The sequence below is a fragment of the Nocardioides sp. NPDC059952 genome (assembly GCF_042730435.1).
Lineage (GTDB): Bacteria > Actinomycetota > Actinomycetes > Propionibacteriales > Nocardioidaceae > Nocardioides.
Window position 1 is genome coordinate 1 of the sequence record NZ_JBHWLY010000105.1, and the last position, 16,309, is coordinate 16,309.

Genomic DNA, 16,309 nt, shown 5'->3' on the forward strand with positions numbered 1-16,309 from the left:
GGCCTCTCCACGGAGAGGCCGCCCGCGGTCGTTGGTGCGTCAGCTCGGTGCTGGGTGCCTCGGTCAGGCCGGGTGCGGCGGCCTGCAGTCCTGTCGGCCCAGGCGGTGGGCGTTGTTGATGTAGACGCCGTCGGCGATCGAGTCGCCCATGATCGAGCGGTGGTCGGTCGGCCGGTCCCACTGGTAGCACCAGTGCTGGGCGAAGTAGCCGCCCAGGCCCGCACCCGACGGCGCGTCGAAGTTGCAGATGCCGTCGGTTTCGATGCAGTACCGGGTGTACGGGATGCCGCCGAAGTCGGAGCGTCCCGTGCCGGGGGAGACCCAGCCGGTGAACGGCACGCCGGCGCCGGCCGGCACGACCGCGCCGATGCCGGCGCCGGCCGGACCGGCGGGCTGCATCGGGTCGGCGTACAGCTTGGCCTGGAACCGCGACTTGTCCACGCCGGGCACCAGGCCGTCGGCGAGGTCGTTGAGGACCAGGTTGGCGACGATCGCGCCCTGGGAGTAGCCGACCACGACGTAGGTGGAGTCAGGGCTGTAGTTGGCCCGGATCAGGTCGATCGCGTTTCGTCGGCCGATCTGGACGCTCTCGTTCATCGGTGTCTGGTCGGGGCACGAGGTGCCCTGGCCGCCGGCGGGATAGTGGACTCGCAGGGGGATCCCGCCGCGCAGCCATTCGTCGCGGTAGACGGTCGCGGGGCCGTCGCAGGTGCCGCCGATCAGTAGGTAGTAGGTGGTGCCGTTGGCCGCTGAGGCCGGTGGCGCCGAGGTCGCTGCGACGGGCAGGGCGGTTGCCACGGCGCCCAGGAACAGGATGAGACTGCGAATGAATCGTCTGCTGGACATGTGTTCTCCCGAGATGGTTTCCGGGGACACCCGTGGTCGGGATCCCGGCGTACGCGTATAGCGCATCACATCCGGACGTTTCGTACTGCGAAGTCTGGAATCGTCATTTCCTCGTCTGTCTATTGTCAACAATCAGCGGGTTCGGTCACGATGATCTGGTGGCAGGAACGGTGCTGGCGTGGTGAGCGTCTTCGGCCCCGAGGAGTTCGCGGAGCGGCTGGGGAAGGTGCAGCGGCGGATGGCGGAGCGGGGCTGGTCGGCGCTGGTGGTCGCGGACCCGGCGAACCTCTACTACCTGACCGGCTACAACGCCTGGTCGTTCTACGTGCCGCAGTGTGCGGTGGTGCCGGCTCGCGGTGAACCGCACCTGTTCCTGCGGGCGATGGACGCGCACGGGGCCGCGCACACGGCGGTGCTGCCACAGGAGCGGATCCACGCCTACCCGGAGGAGCTGGTCCACCGGCCCGACATCCATCCCTACGACCACATCGCCGCGACGGCGCGGGAGCTAAATCTATTTGTCGACAGTCCCGATGCGGTCGTCGCGATGGAGCTCGACGCCCACTACCTGTCGGTGCGCGGGTTCCTGGCGGTGCAGCGAGCCCTTCCGCACACGCGGATCGTCGACAGCGAGGAGCTGGTCAACTGGGTACGCCTGGTCAAGTCGCGGGCGGAGCAGGACGAGATGAGGGCCGCGGGCGAGGTCGCCCAGCGGGCGATGACCGCGGCGCTGGAGGGGGTCCGGTCGGGTCGGCGCGAGTGTGACGTCGTGGCCGACATCCAGGCGGCGCAGACGGTCAGCGTCGGCGGGGTCGGCGGCGACTACCCGGCCCTGGTCCCGCTGCTGCCGACCGGCGACAGCGCCGACACGCCCCACCTGACCTGGACCGACAGGGTGCTACGGCGCGGCGAGGCGACCACGGTCGAGCTCGCCGGCGTACGCAACCGCTACCACGCCCCGCTCGCTCGCACGGTCTGCCTCGGGCCGCCGTCGGCCAAGCTGCTCGACTGCGCCGCCGCGACCGCCGAGGGCATGGAGGCCGCGCTCGGATCGATGAAGCCGGGGGCGGCGGGGGCCGACGTGCATGCCGCCTTCACGCGCGTGATCGCCGCCCACGGGCTCACCAAGGAGTCCCGGATCGGGTACTCGATCGGGATCGGCTTCCCGCCCGACTGGGGCGAGCGGACCGTCAGCCTCCGGGCCGGCGAGGAGACGGTTCTCGAGCCCGGGATGGCCTTCCACGTGATCCTCGGGATGTGGATGGAGGGCTGGGCCTACGAGCTCTCCGAGTCGGTCCTGGTCAGCGAGCACCTGCCCGAGCCGCTGACCTCGATGCCGCGTCAGCTGATCGTCAACGAGTAGTACACCAAGGAGGAAGTGTCGAATGTCGACAATCCACGCAGACGCCCGGCTGCCGCTGGCAGCACGCAGCGAGCACCTGGTCGGTTCGGTGATCGACTCCAGTACGTCGCTGCTGGCCCAGCAGTCCCACGACATCGTCCGCCTCGCCATGGGCAGCCCGGCCCAGGACGCGATCCCGGCGGCCGCGCTGGCCGAGGTGCCGCTGGAACCGCACGCCTTCGACTATGCCGCGACCGAGGGCGACCCGGCGCTGCGCGAGGCGTTGCTCGCCCAGCTCGCCGGCACCAGCGACGAGAGCACGCCGGGCCGGCTGACGATCACGTCCGGCGGGATGCAGGGCCTCGACCTCGTCCACAAGCTCTTCACCGACCCCGGCGACCTGGTCGTCGTCGAGGCGCCGACCTACACCAACGGCAGCGCGACCGCACTCTCTTACTCGGCCGACCTCCTCGAGATCCCGGTCGACGAGGACGGTCTCGACGTGGAGCGCCTGGAGGCAGAGGTACGCCGCACCGGCCGCCGGCCGAAGTCGATCTACGCCATCCCGACCTTCCAGAACCCGTCCGGGGCGACCCTGTCGCTGGAGCGCCGGATCAGGCTCGTCGAGCTCGCTCACGAGTGGGGTTCGATCCTCATCGACGACGACCCCTACGGGCTGCTGCGGTTCGCCGGCGACCCGCTGCCGACGCTGCACGAGCTGGCGGAGGGGGACCCGCTGGTCTTCTCGGTGCGCACCTTCTCCAAGACCGTCGCCCCGGGGCTGCGGGTCGGCTGGGTCGACGCCGACCCGTCGTTGAGCCGGTTGCTGATCAACGCCAAGCAGGCGATGGACACCTGCACCAACCTGCCGGCGCAGCGCCAGCTCGCCGGGTTCCTCGACTCCGGTGGGTTCGACGCTCACGTGACCGATCAGCGGATTGTCTACAAGGAGCGGAAGGAGGCGATGCGCGCGGCGCTGACCGAGCACTTCGACGGTGAGGCGACCTGGACCGATCCGGACGGCGGCTTCTTCCTGTGGGTGACCTTCGAGTCGTCCGTCGACACCACGGCGCTGTTCGAGGTCGCGTTGGCGGAGGGCGTCGCGGTCATCCCGGGCAACGCGTTCTCGCCGGGCGGGCTCTTCCCGCACGCCGTACGCCTCTGCTTCGCCTCCACGCCACCGGGCCGGATCGCCGAGGGCATCGCCCGGCTCCGGCGTGCGGTCGACCGCCTCCAGGAGGGACGTTGACGGCCGCGCCGGTCGATGCCGACGAGGTGGTCGCGCTCGCTCAGCGGCTGGTGCGGGCCCGCGGTCAGAACCCACCGGGGGAGGAGGCCGCGACGGTCGCGGTGCTCGCCGAGGAGTGTCGGCGGCGCGGGTTCGAGGTCACCCTCGACGAGGTCGCACCCGGCCGCGCGAACCTGATAGCACGGGTCGGCGGGTCCGGGCCCGGACTCCTGATCGTGAGCCACTCCGACGTGGTGCCGCCCGGTGACGGCTGGAGCGGCGACCCGTTCTCCGGTGACGTACGCGACGGGCGGCTGCACGGGCGAGGCAGCGCTGACACCAAGGGCGGCCTGGCGGCGGCGATCGTCGCATTGTCCACAGTTGACAACTCCGCCGATCAGCCCCCGATCACCCTCGCCGTGCTCGTCGACGAGGAGGAGCTCGGCCTCGGCATCCGCCACCTCGTTCGCGATTTATCGACAAATAGCCACACGGCCTGCGTGGTCGTCGAGCCGACCAGCCTGCAGCCGGTGATCGCGGCCCGCGGCGACGCCTACCTGGAGATCACCCTCACCGGACTGGCCGCCCATTCCGGCAACCCGTCCGACGGCCGCAACGCGATCCACGGCATGGCCCACGTGGTGGCCGAGATCGAGCGCTGGCACGACGAGCTGGCCGCGAGCCGACACCCGCTGTGCGGCCCGGCCGGCTGGAGCGTCGGCACCATCGAGGGCGGTCAGGCGACCTCGACGGTCGCCGCACACTGCCGGATCACCGCGGACCGCCGCCTGCTTCCGGGCGAGTCGGCGCAGGACGTACGGCTGGAGGTCGAGAGACGCCTGGAGGCCCTCGGCCTCGCCGACCACGGCCTCACCCTCGACGTACGGATGACGATGAACATGCCAGGCTTCGAAACCTCGGGAGACGACCCGATCGTCGACGATGTCGCCGCCGCGCTGACGGCGGCCGGCGCACCCTCGCCGACCCCCACCGGCTGGACCGCGGCCTGCGACGGCGGCTTCGTCGCGAGCGCCGGCATCCCGGTCGTCGTGCTCGGTCCCGGCTCCGTCGCCGAGCAGGCCCACCGGCCCGACGAGAGCGTCGAGGTCGCCGAGCTGGTCACCGCCGCCCGCGTCTATGCCGATCTGCTCGCTCGGCATGTGCGAGAGTTCCCAGCGTGACTCTCGGACGCAACGAACCCAGGACCGAAGACGTACCCAAGGTCATGACCCCCACCGACGACAACACCGACCGGACCGAACCCAAGACCCGCCGCGGGGCGTACGTCCTGCCCGTTCTGGCGCTGATGCTGGCCCCGATGCTGGGCCTGATGTTGGCCGGATGTGGCTCCGAGGCGACCGATCCAGGCGCTAACGTGTCTGACGTGCCCACCTCATCCAGCCCGACGCCCGCCGAGGACCCGAACGTCGCCGCCGCGATCGCCGACCTGGCCGAGCGGCAGGGGGTGAAGAGCGAGGAGATCACCGTCGTCTCCAACGACCAGGTGACCTGGCGCGACGGCAGCCTCGGCTGCCCGGAGCCCGGGAAGATGTACACGATGGTCCTGACCGACGGCGTCCGTGTCGTGCTCGAGACCGCGGGGAAGACCTACGAGTATCACGGCGGCAAGACCGGGCCTGTCCGCTTCTGCGAGAACCCCCAGGAGCCGGTCCCCGGGGGCAGCAGTGACGCTCCCCAGTGAGGGTGCCCACGCCGGCCATGGAGACGCCGAGGAGCGGGCCGAGGGCCTGAAGAACCGGCTCAACTGGCTGCGCGCGGGCGTCCTCGGCGCCAACGACGGGATCGTCTCCACCGCCGGTGTGGTGATGGGTGTCGCCGGCGCGACCACCGACGATGCCGCGATCCTCATCGCCGGTGTCGCCGCCCTGGTGGCGGGCGCGATCAGCATGGCTGCGGGGGAGTACGTCTCCGTCTCGACCCAGCGCGACACCGAGGAGTCGCTGATCGCCAAGGAGCGTCGCGAGCTGCGGGAGATGCCCGAGGAGGAGCTGCGCGAGCTGGAGGGGTTCCTGCGCGAGCGGGGGCTGGAGCCTGAGACCGCCGCCGACGTCGCGGAGCAGCTCACCGATCGCGACGCGCTGCGCGCCCACGCCGTTCTCGAGCTCGGTATCGACGTCGACGATCTCACCTCGCCGTGGTCCGCGGCCTGGGCGTCGATGCTGTCGTTCACCCTCGGCGCGCTGCTACCCCTGCTGTCGATCATGCTTCTCCCGGACAGCGCCCGCATCTGGGGGACCGTCCTCACCGTCACCGCCGCGCTCGCTGTCACCGGCTGGACCAGCGCGCGCCTCGGCTATGCACCACCCGCCCGCGCGGCACTCCGCAACGTCGCCGGCGGCCTGCTCGCGATGCTGGTGACCTATGTCGTCGGCAACCTGCTCGGCACACAACTCGGGTGAACCTGGCGCCGCAGCCGGGCAGAATGGGCCTCGATGAATCGAATGTTCGTGGCGGTGATCCCGCCGGAGTCGGTGATCGAGAATCTCGACGAGTTCCTGTCCGTACGCCGCGACGCGGCCCCCTTCCGCTGGTCGACGCCCGACCAGCTCCATCTGACGCTCGCCTTCGCGGAGCACGTCCCCGACCGGTCCCTCGATGACGCGATCGAGCGGCTGGAGACCGCCGCGGGGCGGCGTACGCCCTTCGACCTGACGGTCACCGGCGGCGGCGCCTTCCCCCACGTCGTCGAGGGCAAGGTCCTCTACGCCGGCGTCGAGACCGATGCCGCCGAGGAGCTCGACCGGGTCGCCGCCGGCAGCCGGAACGCCCTGGTCAAGGCCGGGGTCGAGGTCGACGGCGGCCGCTTCCGTCCCCACCTGACACTCGCCCGGACCGGCCAGCCGACCGAGCTCAGCAACTGGGTGCGGCTGCTCGATGCCTACCGCGGCCCGACCTGGACCGTCTCCTCCTTCGTGCTGGTCCACTCACGCCTCGGGGAGGGGCCGCGCAAGCGCCCGGCGTACGAGGTCGTAGCAGAGTTTCCCTTCGGTTAAAGGTTGCCCCGGGTGGTACCGGCCACGACCCGCGATCGCTACCGTGTGCGGCTTGTTCTGACCTGACCAGAGGAGAACCGCACATGAGTCGTCGAGTGGGGCGCAACGCCTACACCGGACTTTTCAACGATGTCGTGCTGCTTGCCGCCCGTGTGGTGGTCGGTGGGATCTTCGTCGCGCACGGCTGGCAGAAGTACGACCAGGGCTTCGCCGGCACCGAGCAGTTCCTGGGTGGCCTGGGGGTCCCGGAGCCCGCGCTAGCCGCTCAGATCGCGACCTACGTCGAGCTGGTCGGCGGCGCTCTGCTGGTCGTCGGCCTCTTCGCTCCGATCGCCGGGGTGCTGCTGGCCGCTCAGATGGCCGGAGCGATCTGGTACGCCCACCGCACCACCGAGGTCTTCGTCGACAGGGGCGGCTGGGAGCTCCCGGCAGCGCTCGGTGTCGCCGCCCTCGTGCTCGGTCTGGTCGCCCCCGGCCGGATCACCCTCGACCATCTCCTCACCTGGCCGTTCAAGGCCGTCGCCGCCAAGCGCGCGGCGGCGAAGGAAGAGGCGGCCGAGGCCGAGACCGTGGAGGCCCCGCCGGTCGTCGAGGAGAAGGTGACGATCAAGGCCTGAGCCTCCGCCGCCCGGGTAACACGTTGTTCGTAGGGCTACTCGCCCTATGGGAACGACCGGATAGTCCTACGAACGACGTGTTACAGGGCCGCGAGGTCAGCCCGCGACGCCGTAGAGCCGGTCGCCGGCGTCACCGAGGCCGGGGACGATGTAGCCCTTCTCGTTGAGCTTCTCGTCCATCGCCGCGGTGACGACCCGGACCGGGGCGTCGATGCCCTCGAGACCCTTCTCGAGGGCAGCGACGCCCTCCGGCGCGGCGAGGAGCACGACGGCGGTGATGTCGTCGGCGCCGCGTGAGACCAGGAAGTCGATCGCCGCGGCGAGGGTGCCGCCGGTGGCGAGCATCGGGTCGACCACGTAGCACTGACGGCCGGAGAGATCGGCGGGGAGACGCTCGGCGTACGTCGTCGCCTCGAGGGTCTCCTCGTTGCGGACCATGCCGAGGAAGCCGACCTCAGCGGTCGGCAGCAGCCTGATCATCCCGTCGAGCATCCCGAGACCGGCCCGGAGGATGGGGACGATCAGCGGCTGCGGGTCGGTCAGACGTACGCCCTGGGTCGGAGCGACCGGGGTGACGATGTCGACCGGAGCGACCCGCACGCCGCGGGTCGCCTCGTAGGCGAGCAGCGTGACGAGCTCGTCGGCGAGACGACGGAATGTCGACGAGTCGGTCTCTTTGCTGCGAAGCGTGGTGAGCTTGTGGGCGACGAGCGGGTGGTCCACAACGAGGGTCTCCATGGGCTGAACCCTACGATCGGTTCGCCCTGAGGTCACCAATTCCCCCTAGACTCCGGGGCGGTTTCGATGTCACTCTGGTCGTGTGTCTGATCAGCTGGAGCAGATCGAGGGTGTTGACTTCGCCGTCGCGATGTATCGCGAGGACGGCGCCTGGGTCGTGCGCGAACTCGCTCACGACCTCCTGACCGACGTCGAGACTCTGACCCACGCGCTCCACCGCTTCCCGGGCGATGGCGGCGCGATCGCGATGGCGGCGATCGACGAGGACTTCTTCGTGATCGTCCGGGTCCACGGGGCAGCGACCAAGGTGCTGCTCTCCGACGTGACCGCGGCCGACGAGTGGGAGCTGGCGGCGTCGGCCCTCGACGTGCTCGGGCTTCCGCTGCCGGAAGAGGTCGAGGACGAGGAGGAGCCCGACCCCGCCGGTGACCTCGGCATCCTCGCCGACTTCGGGATGAGCGCGGTCGAGATGGGCATGCTGCTCGACGACATGTTCGAGGACGACCTCTACCCCGACGAGACGCTCTCCGAGATCGCCCGGGCGATCGGCTGCGGCGAGGCCTTCGACGACGCCGTCGGCCTCATGCCGGCGTGACCCCAGCCGGCCGCTGGGAGGCCCCGATGCGGGCCGCTCTCGATGAGGGTCGTGCTGCGCTGAGGACCGGTGACGTGCCGATCGGCGCCGTCGTCGTCGACCCGTCCGGAGTGGTGATCGGGAAGGGCCGCAACGTACGCGAGGCCGAGGCCGACCCCACCGGACACGCCGAGGTGGTCGCGCTGCGCGAGGCGGCCAAGGCGCGTGGCGAGTGGCGCCTGGAGGGCTGCACGCTCGTGGTGACGCTGGAGCCGTGCACGATGTGTGCCGGCGCCGCGGTCCTGGCCAGGGTGGAGCGGATCGTCTTCGGTGCCTTCGACGACAAGGCCGGTGCGGTGGGGTCGCTGTGGGACGTCGTACGCGACCGCCGGCTCAACCACCGGCCCGAGGTCGTCGCCGGGCTGATGGCCGAGGAGCAGCGCGCGCTGCTGGAGGACTTCTTCGGATCCCAGCGAGGCGGCCCCGATTTCGGCGAAGACCACCCGAGGTTGTAACTTATTCGGCGGTGACGTGTCCGAGCGGCCGATGGTGCAACACTCGAAATGTTGTGTAGGGCGACCTACCGTGGGTTCAAATCCCACCGTCACCGCCACACAGAAAACCCCTGGGTGACCAGGGGTTTTCTGCTTTTCGCGATCAGAGGTAGCGAGCGGCCACCGTGGCGGCGCGGGCGCCGTAGCTGCCGCCGAACATCGCTGCGTGCACGAGCAGCGGGAAGAGCTGGTGGATGCCCTGGCGGTCCTCCCAGCCCTCGGCGAGGGGAGTCGTGTCCTCGTAGGCCGACGTCATCCGCTCCAGATGGGGCAGGCCGAAGAGCGCGAGCATGGCGAGGTCGACCTCCCGGTGGCCGGCGTACGCCGCGGGGTCGATGAGCCAGGCGTCGCCGGTCCGGTCCCAGAGCACGTTGCCGTTCCAGAGGTCGCCGTGGAGCAGGGCCGGCGGCTCCTCCGGGATCAGCGAGGTCAGCTTCCCGACGACCTGCTCGACGCTCTCGGCGCCTGCGGCGTCGATGGCGCCGCGGTCACGGGCTGCCCTGAGGTAGGGGAGCAGGCGGCGTACGGCATAGAACTCGGCCCAGGTGTCCGCGGGCTTGTTGGGCATCGGCAGCCGGCCGATGAACCCGTCCCTGTCGGCCCCGAAACCCGAGACCGGGGTGCTGTGGAGGCGCGCGAGCGCGCGGCCGAGCTCCTCGGCGGTCTCGGCGTTGGGACGTCCGGGTTCGATCCAGCGCAGGACCAGGCAGTCGGGCTCGGCGGCGAGGACCTCGGGGACCTTCACCGCCCCGGACTCCTCCAGCCGGCGCAGCCCGCGGGCCTCGGCGGCGACGAAGTCGTCACGCGGTGGGGAGAGAGCCTTCATCAGCACCAGCGAGCCGTCACTGAGCCGGATCTTGGTGGCCGTCGAGATGTCACCGCCCGCGACCGGAGATGTGCTCACCACCGCCGCCCCGAGCAGCTGCTCGGCGCGACGGGCGACCGCGGGCTGACGGGTCACGAACCGGGCCTCGCCGCGGCTGGGTTGACGGATAGGGATGCCACGATCGCATCACTCGTACGCTCCACCATCGACAGCACCTCCCGGAACCCCTCGGCACCACCGTAATAGGGATCGGGTACGTCCCCGGGCCCTTCGGGATCGAAATCACGGAACATCCGCAATCCGCTCTCCGGTGCCTGACCAGCCAGATCGGCCAGATTGTCGGCATCCATCGCGAGCACGAGGTCGTACGTCTCGGGGTCCCCGACCGGCCACTGCCGGGCCCGGTGGCGCTCGGGGTCGTAGCCCGCCTCGAGCAGCGTCGCGGCCGCCCGGCGGTCCATCTTGTCGCCCGCGTGCCAGCCGCCCGTGCCTGCCGAGACGAGCTCGACCCCGTCGAGCCCGGCAGCGTCGAGACGATCCCGCAGCACCACCTCCGCCATCGGGGAACGGCAGATGTTGCCCAGGCAGACGACCGCGATCTTCATGGCCCGAGTTTTACATTTCGGCCAAGAACGCGTGGCAGGTCTGGAATCTGGACCTCACCCGTCGCTCTCCGGCCACACCCGGTCGACGCCCCAGCCGACGATGGAGATGATGATGCCGCCGAGGACCGCTGCCCAGAACCCGTCGACGTGGAAACCCACCCCGGTCGGGCCGAGGATCCACGCGGTCAGGCCGAGCATCGCCGCGTTGATCACCAGCAGGAGCAGGCCCAGGGTGAGCAGGATGAACGGGAACGCGAAGAAGGTCACGATCGGCTTGACGAAGGACGACACCAGGCCGAGCACGAGGGCGACGATCAGCAGCGGGAGCAGCTTGTGCTTGACCTCCTCCATGCCGCTGGTCGGGCCGTCGAAGTAGATTCCGCCGACGAGCCAGGTAGCCACGGCCAGAGCGATGGCGTTGGTGATGAGCCAGGTCACGATGCGCATGTTCGTGAGTGTGGCAGGCTCCGAGCGACGTACATAAGGGGCGCGCGCGAGGTGTGGCGACTGTGTTACCCCGGGGTCACCGCTCCAGGCGGAGCGCCTTGCAGATGGCGTGGGCGGCGTCGGCGAGGTGCTTCTGCAGGAACTGCTCGGCGTCGTGGATGCGGTCGGCGTCGAGGAGGCGGACGAGGGCCGCGTGGTCCTCGGCCTGGTCGTGGGCGTTGCGGCGGATGCGGTCGACCTGGGCGAGCGAGAGCTTGAGCTCGAGGACCAGATGCTCCTGCATCGCCACCAGGCGCGGCGACCCGGTGAGGGACACCAGCGAGAGATGGAAGGCGAGGTGGCGCTCGTTGAGCTCGCGGTAGGTCGCGCGCTCGGAGTGGACCGCCGTGATGTACGCATCGAGCGACTCGTGCACGGCCCGGCGGGCCTCGTCGGTGGCGTCGCGCCAGTTGCGTACCCCGGCGCCCTCGAGCACCCAGCGGGCGGCGCAGACGTCACGGACGGAGGCGGCCTCGGGGGTGGCCACGGCGACCCCCTTGTTGGGAGCGCGGGTGGCCAGGCCCTCGGCGACCAGGATGGTCAGCGCCTCGCGCACCGTGGAGCGGCCGACGCCGAGCGACTCGGCGAGACCGTGCTCGCGCAGCGGGGTGCCCGACTCCAGCTCCCCCTCGAACACCGCCCGGCGGAGCTCGTCGGCGACACGGTCGACCGTCGATGCGGGTTCGTCCAGGGTGAGCGACTCGAACATGGACCCATTGTCCTATCTGCGCTGTCTTCCGGTGAGCAGCGTTCGTGCTCTAACCTATCTGCACGAGATTGTCTGACAATCAGTCAATCAGGCAATCGGACGATCAGACCTGAGAGGGGTACGAGTGAGCACATCGCTGAGCTGGGGCCGTCACTACCTGATGACCGAGCCGACGCACTACCGCATCGACTACGCCATCAACCCGTTCATGGACACCGAGATCCAGCCGGATCCGGTCCGTGCTCGCACACAGTGGGACACCCTGAAGGCGACCATCGAGGAGCTCGGTGGCCGCGTCGATGTCATCGCGCCGCGCGCGGACAGCCCCGACATGGTCTACGCGATGAACCTCGGCTTCGCGGCCACCCTCCCCGACGGAGCGGACAGCCGTCGCCACGTGCTCCTCTCCCACATGCGCTTCCCCGAGCGCCGCAACGAGACCGACTCCGCGGTCGAGTGGTTCGCCACAAACGGCTGGGGGACGGCGTACGTCGGCAAGGACGGGGTCGGACCGACCTTCGAGGCGGGTGACGTCTTCCCGTTCGCCGGCCACCTGGTCGCCGGCACCGGGCCGCGCACCGACGAGATGGCGCTGAAGACCCTGGCGACCGAGATGGGCGTGCGCGTCCTGGGTGTACGGACGACCCACTCCGGGATGTACCACCTCGACCTGGCCTTCTGCCCGCTCGACGAGCGTCGCGCGATCATCTGCCCGGACGCGCTGGCTCCCGAGTCGGCGCAGGCCCTGGTCGACCTGGTCCCCGAGCCGCTGTTCATCACCGAGGAGGAGGCGCTCAGCACCTTCGCCGCCAACTCGATCGTGATCGGTCGCACCATCGTGATGCCGGCCTGCCCGGACCGCATCCGGCCGATCCTCGAGGGCTGGGGCTTCACGATCCGGATCGTCGAGATGAGCGAGCTCCACCTCGGTGGCGGGTCCGTCCGCTGCGTCACCAACCCGCTCGACATCGTCGTCGGTCGCGACGTCCCCGTGGTTTACGGGGGCGAGGTCATCCCGACCTAGGATCTCACGATATGAACACCCCACAGCCCCGTCCCAGTGTTGCCGCTATGCCTGCGTACGTCGCGGGCAAGCCGCCGGTCGAGCGGCCCGGCCTGGTGACCTACAAGCTCTCCTCGAACGAGAACCCGTTCGAGCCCCTCGGCGGCGTCCTCGAGGTCGCCGCCGAGGCGGCGGGGCGGGTCAACCGTTACCCCGACGCGGGCAGCACCGAGCTCTACGACGCGCTCGCCAAGGCCTATGGCGTGCCTGCCGAGGAGCTCGCGCTGTCGACGGGGGCTGTGGCGCTGATCTTCCAGCTGGTCTCGGCCTACTGCGGTCCCGAGGACGAGGTCGTGTTCGCCTGGCGCAGCTTCGAGGCCTACCCGATCGCGGTCCTGGCCGCCGGGGCGACCGCCGTGAAGGTGCCGGTCACCGGGGATGGTCATCACGACCTCGACGCGATGGCGGCGGCCGTCACCGAGCGTACGAAGGTCGTCTTCGTCTGCACCCCCAACAACCCCACCGGCACCTCGGTCACCCAGGCCGAGCTCGACGCCTTCCTCGCGAAGGTGCCTGAGGACGTGCTGGTCGTGGTCGACGAGGCCTACGCCGAGTTCGTGCGCATGGACGATGCCGTCGACGGCATCGCCACCTACCGCGGCCGGTCGAACGTGGTCGTGCTGCGTACGTTCTCCAAGGCCTACGGGCTGGCCGGCTTCCGGGTCGGCTACGCCTTCGCCCCCGCGCCGATCGCCGCCACCCTGCGGGCGATGGCGCTGCCCTTCGGCGTCAACGTGGTCGCCCAGGCCGCCGGTGTCGCCTCGCTCGAGCGGCAGGCCGAGCTGCTGGCGCGCGTCGAGGATGTGGTGACCGAGCGGGCCCGCGTGGTCGCGGGCGTCCGCGCCGCCGGCTGGGACATCCCCGACGCGCAGGGCAACTTCGTCTGGTTCGCCTTCGGCTCCGGTGAGCGCTGCGCCGAGTTCGCCGCGGCCGCCGACGAGGTCGGCCTGATGGTTCGGCCCTACCCGCCCGAGGGCGTACGTGTCTCGATCGGCGAGGCCGAGGCCAACACCCGCCTCATCGAGCTCGCGGGGTCGTTCCCGAAGGGCTGAGGAAGCCGGGCGCTGCCCGGCCGAAATAGCAGAGGTCCAACAGCATCGATGCTGCTGGACCTCTGCTCGTTGTGTGCGGGTGGGTGCTTCTACGGAAGCGGGATCGGAAGCTTCCCGAGGATCGTGCTGAGGAGGTCGGTCAGGATCGGGCCGACGACCGGGAGGCTGTTGATGATGCCCAGCAGGCTGTCCGTGACGCCCGGGATCTCAGGCAGGCCCGGGATCGGGACGTCCGGGATCGGGACATCGGGAATCGGGACATCGGGGATCGGTACGTCCGGGACCGGAACGTCCGGGACGGGTACGTCCGGGACAGGTACGTCCGCGGCAGGAGTGTCCGCAGAGCTGTCCGGGGCGGGACCGTCCGGAAGGTCAGGGATTCCGGGACCCTCAGGGACGTCGGGGACATCCGGGACCGGGGTCTCGGGGACGTCAGGAACGTCCGGAACGTCCGGGGTCTCCGGGGTGCCGGGAACGTCCGGGGTCTCCGGTACGTCCGGGGTGCCGGGAACGTCCGGGGTCTCCGGTACGTCCGGGGTGCCGGGAACGTCCGGGGTCTCCGGAACATCCGGGGTGCCAGGTACGTCCGGGGTCTCCGGAACATCCGGGGTGCCAGGTACGTCCGGGGTCTCCGGAACATCCGGGGTGTCGGGAACGTCCGGTACGTCCGGCGTACCCGGGTCGTCCGGGATCGGAGTGCCCGGAGTTCCGGGGACCGGCGGGTCAGGAATGGGCGGTGGAACAGGGCTGGCCATGACAGGTGCGGCGACCGTGGCCAGTGCGAGTCCAGCGACGACAGCGGCGATTCGAGTCCGAGAATTCACGAAATCTCCTTATGTTTGCTCTAAGGTCGTGCCGAATGAATCCTGAGGCGAATTGAAGTATCAAGTCAAGAACTTTCTTGAACTTATTGATTGCTATTCCTTCAGGCGATTCGGTGCCGTAAACTCATCTGATCGCAATTCACGAGCCATGAAGATCGAATCTGATCGCAAACGGATCCAAACGGAGTCCTGGCAGGTGAAGAGCCCCGAGGTGGCGCGGTTGTGGTTGGAATAGGTCGTTGCGATATCGGTTCTCGGCGCCAATAGTGGTGGCCCGTTTCCCCAATTACCCCGTGGGGTAATTGGGGCAAGACGAAACGCGTTTACCACTCCATGGAATTCGATCCCATTGGGTTCTTGTCGTGGTAAGCCATGCCAAATTCGATGGGGCGCGAAGTCGAGATCGGATCCCGATGGCCGGCGCCGACCCGGCGGTTCGTTACCCCGGGGCAACCTGGATCGGTCAGGCTTGGCCCATGTCGATCAAGGTTGCGCTCGAGCATCGGACCACCTACGAGTTCGCGCAGCCGGTGGGAGTTGGCCCGCACGTCGTACGCCTGCGCCCGGCGCCCCACACCCGGACCCCGATCGAGGCCTACTCGCTCTCGGTGACGCCGGCGGCGCACTTCGTCAACTGGCAGCAGGACCCGTTCGGCAACTGGCTCGCGCGTCTGGTCTTCCCGGAGAAGACCGACAAGCTCGAGGTCACCGTGGGGCTGGTCGCCGACATGGTGGTGATCAACCCGTTCGACTTCTTCGTGGAGGAGTACGCCGAGACCTTCCCCTTCGACTACGAGCCGCAGCTGAAGGCCGACCTGGCGCCCTACCTTCGCGACGTGGAGTCGGCGACGGCGGCCGACGCCTGGCGGCAGCGGCTGCCGGCCCTGCCCGGGGACGGCCTCCGCACCGTCGACTTCCTGGCGAGTGTCAACCAGGCGGTCAACGCGGACGTCGCCTACTCGGTGCGGATGGAGCCGGGCGTACAGACTCCCGACGAGACCCTGCGCCTGGGCATCGGCTCGTGCCGCGACTCGGCGTGGCTGCTGGTGTCCCTGCTGCGCCAGTACGGCCTCGCGGCCCGGTTCGTCTCCGGCTATCTGGTGCAGCTGGCTGCCGACCAGGAGTCGCTCGACGGCCCGTCCGGCCCGACCGAGGACTTCACCGACCTGCACGCGTGGTGCGAGGTGTTCGTCCCCGGAGCCGGCTGGATCGGGCTCGACCCGACGTCGTCCCTGTTCGCGGGTGAGGGCCACATCCCGCTCTCGGCGACCCCGCACCCCTCCTCCGCGGCTCCGATCGAGGGCGCCACCGACCCGGTCGAGGTCACCTTCTCCTTTGCCAACGAGGTCACCCGCATCCACGAGGACCCTCGGGTGACGCTGCCCTACACCGGCCAGGAGTGGGATCGCATCGACGCGCTCGGCGAGGCCGTCGACCGGCGTCTTCAGGCCGAAGGCGTCGAGCTGACGATGGGCGGCGAGCCCACCTTCGTCTCTCTCGACGACCAGACCTCCGCCCAGTGGAACACCGACGCCGACGGCCCGCACAAGCGCGAGCTCGCCGCCGATCTGGCCGAACGCCTCCGCCGGGTCTACGGCCGAGGCGGCATCGTCCACCGCGGCCAGGGCAAGTGGTACCCCGGCGAAACCCTCCCACGCTGGAACATCGACCTGCAGTGGCGTACGGACGGCGAGCCCCTGTGGAACGACCCCACCCTGTTCGCCGACCCCTGGGCGCAGAACGACCGTGTTGGTCTCGACACGCCTCCGCCTAGCGGCTCCGGCGGCTCGACCGACGGCGCCGCTGGTCGAGCCGCGAGCGCTAGCGAGCC

The 16,309-nt window shown here is 69.8% G+C and carries 19 protein-coding genes and 1 tRNA gene; 13 read left to right on the top strand and 7 right to left on the bottom strand.

Annotated features, from left to right (window positions below; translation table 11 throughout):
• Nucleotides 1–63: 63 nt before the first annotated feature.
• Entirely contained in the window at nucleotides 64–846 is a 783-nt protein-coding gene (locus ACFV9G_RS28090) for a PE-PPE domain-containing protein (protein WP_378732441.1), read from the bottom strand.
• A 181-nt stretch (nucleotides 847–1,027) separates the two neighbouring features.
• Between ACFV9G_RS28090 and ACFV9G_RS28095 the strand changes: the two genes are divergently transcribed.
• From ACFV9G_RS28095 to ACFV9G_RS28125, 7 genes are all read left to right on the top strand, one after another.
• Entirely contained in the window at nucleotides 1,028–2,209 is a 1,182-nt protein-coding gene (locus ACFV9G_RS28095; RefSeq protein ID WP_378732443.1) for a M24 family metallopeptidase, read from the top strand.
• Nucleotides 2,210–2,231: 22 nt separating this feature from the next.
• Complete coding sequence (locus tag ACFV9G_RS28100; RefSeq protein ID WP_378732445.1) at nucleotides 2,232–3,437, top strand: PLP-dependent aminotransferase family protein; 1,206 nt, start codon at nucleotides 2,232–2,234, stop codon at nucleotides 3,435–3,437.
• Entirely contained in the window at nucleotides 3,434–4,597 is a 1,164-nt protein-coding gene (locus ACFV9G_RS28105; RefSeq protein ID WP_378732447.1) for a M20 family metallopeptidase, read from the top strand. Before ACFV9G_RS28100 ends, ACFV9G_RS28105 begins: the two co-directional genes overlap by 4 nt.
• Nucleotides 4,594–5,118 carry a hypothetical protein gene (locus tag ACFV9G_RS28110; RefSeq protein ID WP_378732449.1) on the top strand — a complete coding sequence of 175 codons (525 nt, stop codon included), beginning with the start codon at nucleotides 4,594–4,596 and terminating at the stop codon, nucleotides 5,116–5,118. The genes ACFV9G_RS28105 and ACFV9G_RS28110 overlap by 4 nt, the downstream gene beginning before the upstream one ends.
• Nucleotides 5,102–5,836, top strand: a complete 735-nt coding sequence (locus ACFV9G_RS28115; RefSeq protein ID WP_378732451.1) for a VIT family protein — start codon at nucleotides 5,102–5,104, stop codon at nucleotides 5,834–5,836. The genes ACFV9G_RS28110 and ACFV9G_RS28115 overlap by 17 nt, the downstream gene beginning before the upstream one ends.
• 33 nt (nucleotides 5,837–5,869) lie before the next feature.
• A complete protein-coding gene (gene thpR / locus ACFV9G_RS28120; protein ID WP_378732453.1) occupies nucleotides 5,870–6,430 on the top strand; it encodes an RNA 2',3'-cyclic phosphodiesterase in 561 nt (186 codons plus the stop codon).
• Between the two features lie 83 nt (nucleotides 6,431–6,513).
• The gene (locus tag ACFV9G_RS28125; protein ID WP_378732455.1) at nucleotides 6,514–7,047 is read left to right on the top strand and encodes a DoxX family protein; all 534 of its coding nucleotides are present in this window, start codon (nucleotides 6,514–6,516) and stop codon (nucleotides 7,045–7,047) included.
• A 96-nt stretch (nucleotides 7,048–7,143) separates the two neighbouring features.
• On the opposite strand, the gene upp is transcribed toward ACFV9G_RS28125, so the two are convergent.
• Nucleotides 7,144–7,785, bottom strand: a complete 642-nt coding sequence (gene upp, locus ACFV9G_RS28130; RefSeq protein WP_378732457.1) for a uracil phosphoribosyltransferase — start codon at nucleotides 7,783–7,785, stop codon at nucleotides 7,144–7,146.
• A gap of 82 nt (nucleotides 7,786–7,867) precedes the next feature.
• On the opposite strand from upp, the gene ACFV9G_RS28135 reads away from it, so the two are divergent.
• The 3 genes from ACFV9G_RS28135 (at nucleotide 7,868) to ACFV9G_RS28145 (ending at nucleotide 8,972) form a co-directional block, all read left to right on the top strand.
• Nucleotides 7,868–8,380, top strand: coding sequence for a tRNA adenosine deaminase-associated protein (locus ACFV9G_RS28135; protein WP_160026513.1), 513 nt, complete (start codon nucleotides 7,868–7,870; stop codon nucleotides 8,378–8,380).
• 26 nt (nucleotides 8,381–8,406) lie between these two features.
• Nucleotides 8,407–8,874 carry a nucleoside deaminase gene (locus ACFV9G_RS28140; protein ID WP_378732474.1) on the top strand — a complete coding sequence of 156 codons (468 nt, stop codon included), beginning with the start codon at nucleotides 8,407–8,409 and terminating at the stop codon, nucleotides 8,872–8,874.
• Between the two features lie 10 nt (nucleotides 8,875–8,884).
• A tRNA-Ser gene (locus tag ACFV9G_RS28145) sits at nucleotides 8,885–8,972 on the top strand.
• A 44-nt stretch (nucleotides 8,973–9,016) separates the two neighbouring features.
• On the opposite strand, the gene ACFV9G_RS28150 is transcribed toward ACFV9G_RS28145, so the two are convergent.
• The 4 genes from ACFV9G_RS28150 to ACFV9G_RS28165 form a co-directional block, all read right to left on the bottom strand.
• Nucleotides 9,017–9,874, bottom strand: coding sequence for a fructosamine kinase family protein (locus ACFV9G_RS28150; protein WP_378732459.1), 858 nt, complete (start codon nucleotides 9,872–9,874; stop codon nucleotides 9,017–9,019).
• Nucleotides 9,871–10,344, bottom strand: coding sequence for a low molecular weight protein-tyrosine-phosphatase (locus tag ACFV9G_RS28155; protein ID WP_378732461.1), 474 nt, complete (start codon nucleotides 10,342–10,344; stop codon nucleotides 9,871–9,873). Before ACFV9G_RS28155 ends, ACFV9G_RS28150 begins: the two co-directional genes overlap by 4 nt.
• Nucleotides 10,345–10,398: 54 nt before the next feature.
• On the bottom strand, nucleotides 10,399–10,791 hold the full coding sequence (locus tag ACFV9G_RS28160) for a phage holin family protein (protein WP_378732463.1): 393 nt from the start codon (nucleotides 10,789–10,791) through the stop codon (nucleotides 10,399–10,401).
• A 76-nt stretch (nucleotides 10,792–10,867) separates the two neighbouring features.
• Entirely contained in the window at nucleotides 10,868–11,539 is a 672-nt protein-coding gene (locus ACFV9G_RS28165) for a GntR family transcriptional regulator (protein ID WP_378732465.1), read from the bottom strand.
• A 124-nt stretch (nucleotides 11,540–11,663) separates the two neighbouring features.
• Between ACFV9G_RS28165 and ACFV9G_RS28170 the strand changes: the two genes are divergently transcribed.
• Both ACFV9G_RS28170 and hisC read left to right on the top strand, forming a co-directional pair.
• On the top strand, nucleotides 11,664–12,563 hold the full coding sequence (locus tag ACFV9G_RS28170; RefSeq protein ID WP_378732467.1) for a dimethylarginine dimethylaminohydrolase family protein: 900 nt from the start codon (nucleotides 11,664–11,666) through the stop codon (nucleotides 12,561–12,563).
• Nucleotides 12,564–12,574: 11 nt separating this feature from the next.
• A complete protein-coding gene (gene hisC / locus ACFV9G_RS28175; protein ID WP_378732469.1) occupies nucleotides 12,575–13,654 on the top strand; it encodes a histidinol-phosphate transaminase in 1,080 nt (359 codons plus the stop codon).
• Between the two features lie 89 nt (nucleotides 13,655–13,743).
• On the opposite strand, the gene ACFV9G_RS28180 is transcribed toward hisC, so the two are convergent.
• Nucleotides 13,744–14,478, bottom strand: coding sequence for a hypothetical protein (locus tag ACFV9G_RS28180; RefSeq protein ID WP_378732471.1), 735 nt, complete (start codon nucleotides 14,476–14,478; stop codon nucleotides 13,744–13,746).
• A 476-nt stretch (nucleotides 14,479–14,954) separates the two neighbouring features.
• On the opposite strand from ACFV9G_RS28180, the gene ACFV9G_RS28185 reads away from it, so the two are divergent.
• On the top strand, nucleotides 14,955–16,309 hold a 1,355-nt coding region (locus ACFV9G_RS28185; RefSeq protein WP_378732473.1), incomplete at its 3' end, for a transglutaminase family protein.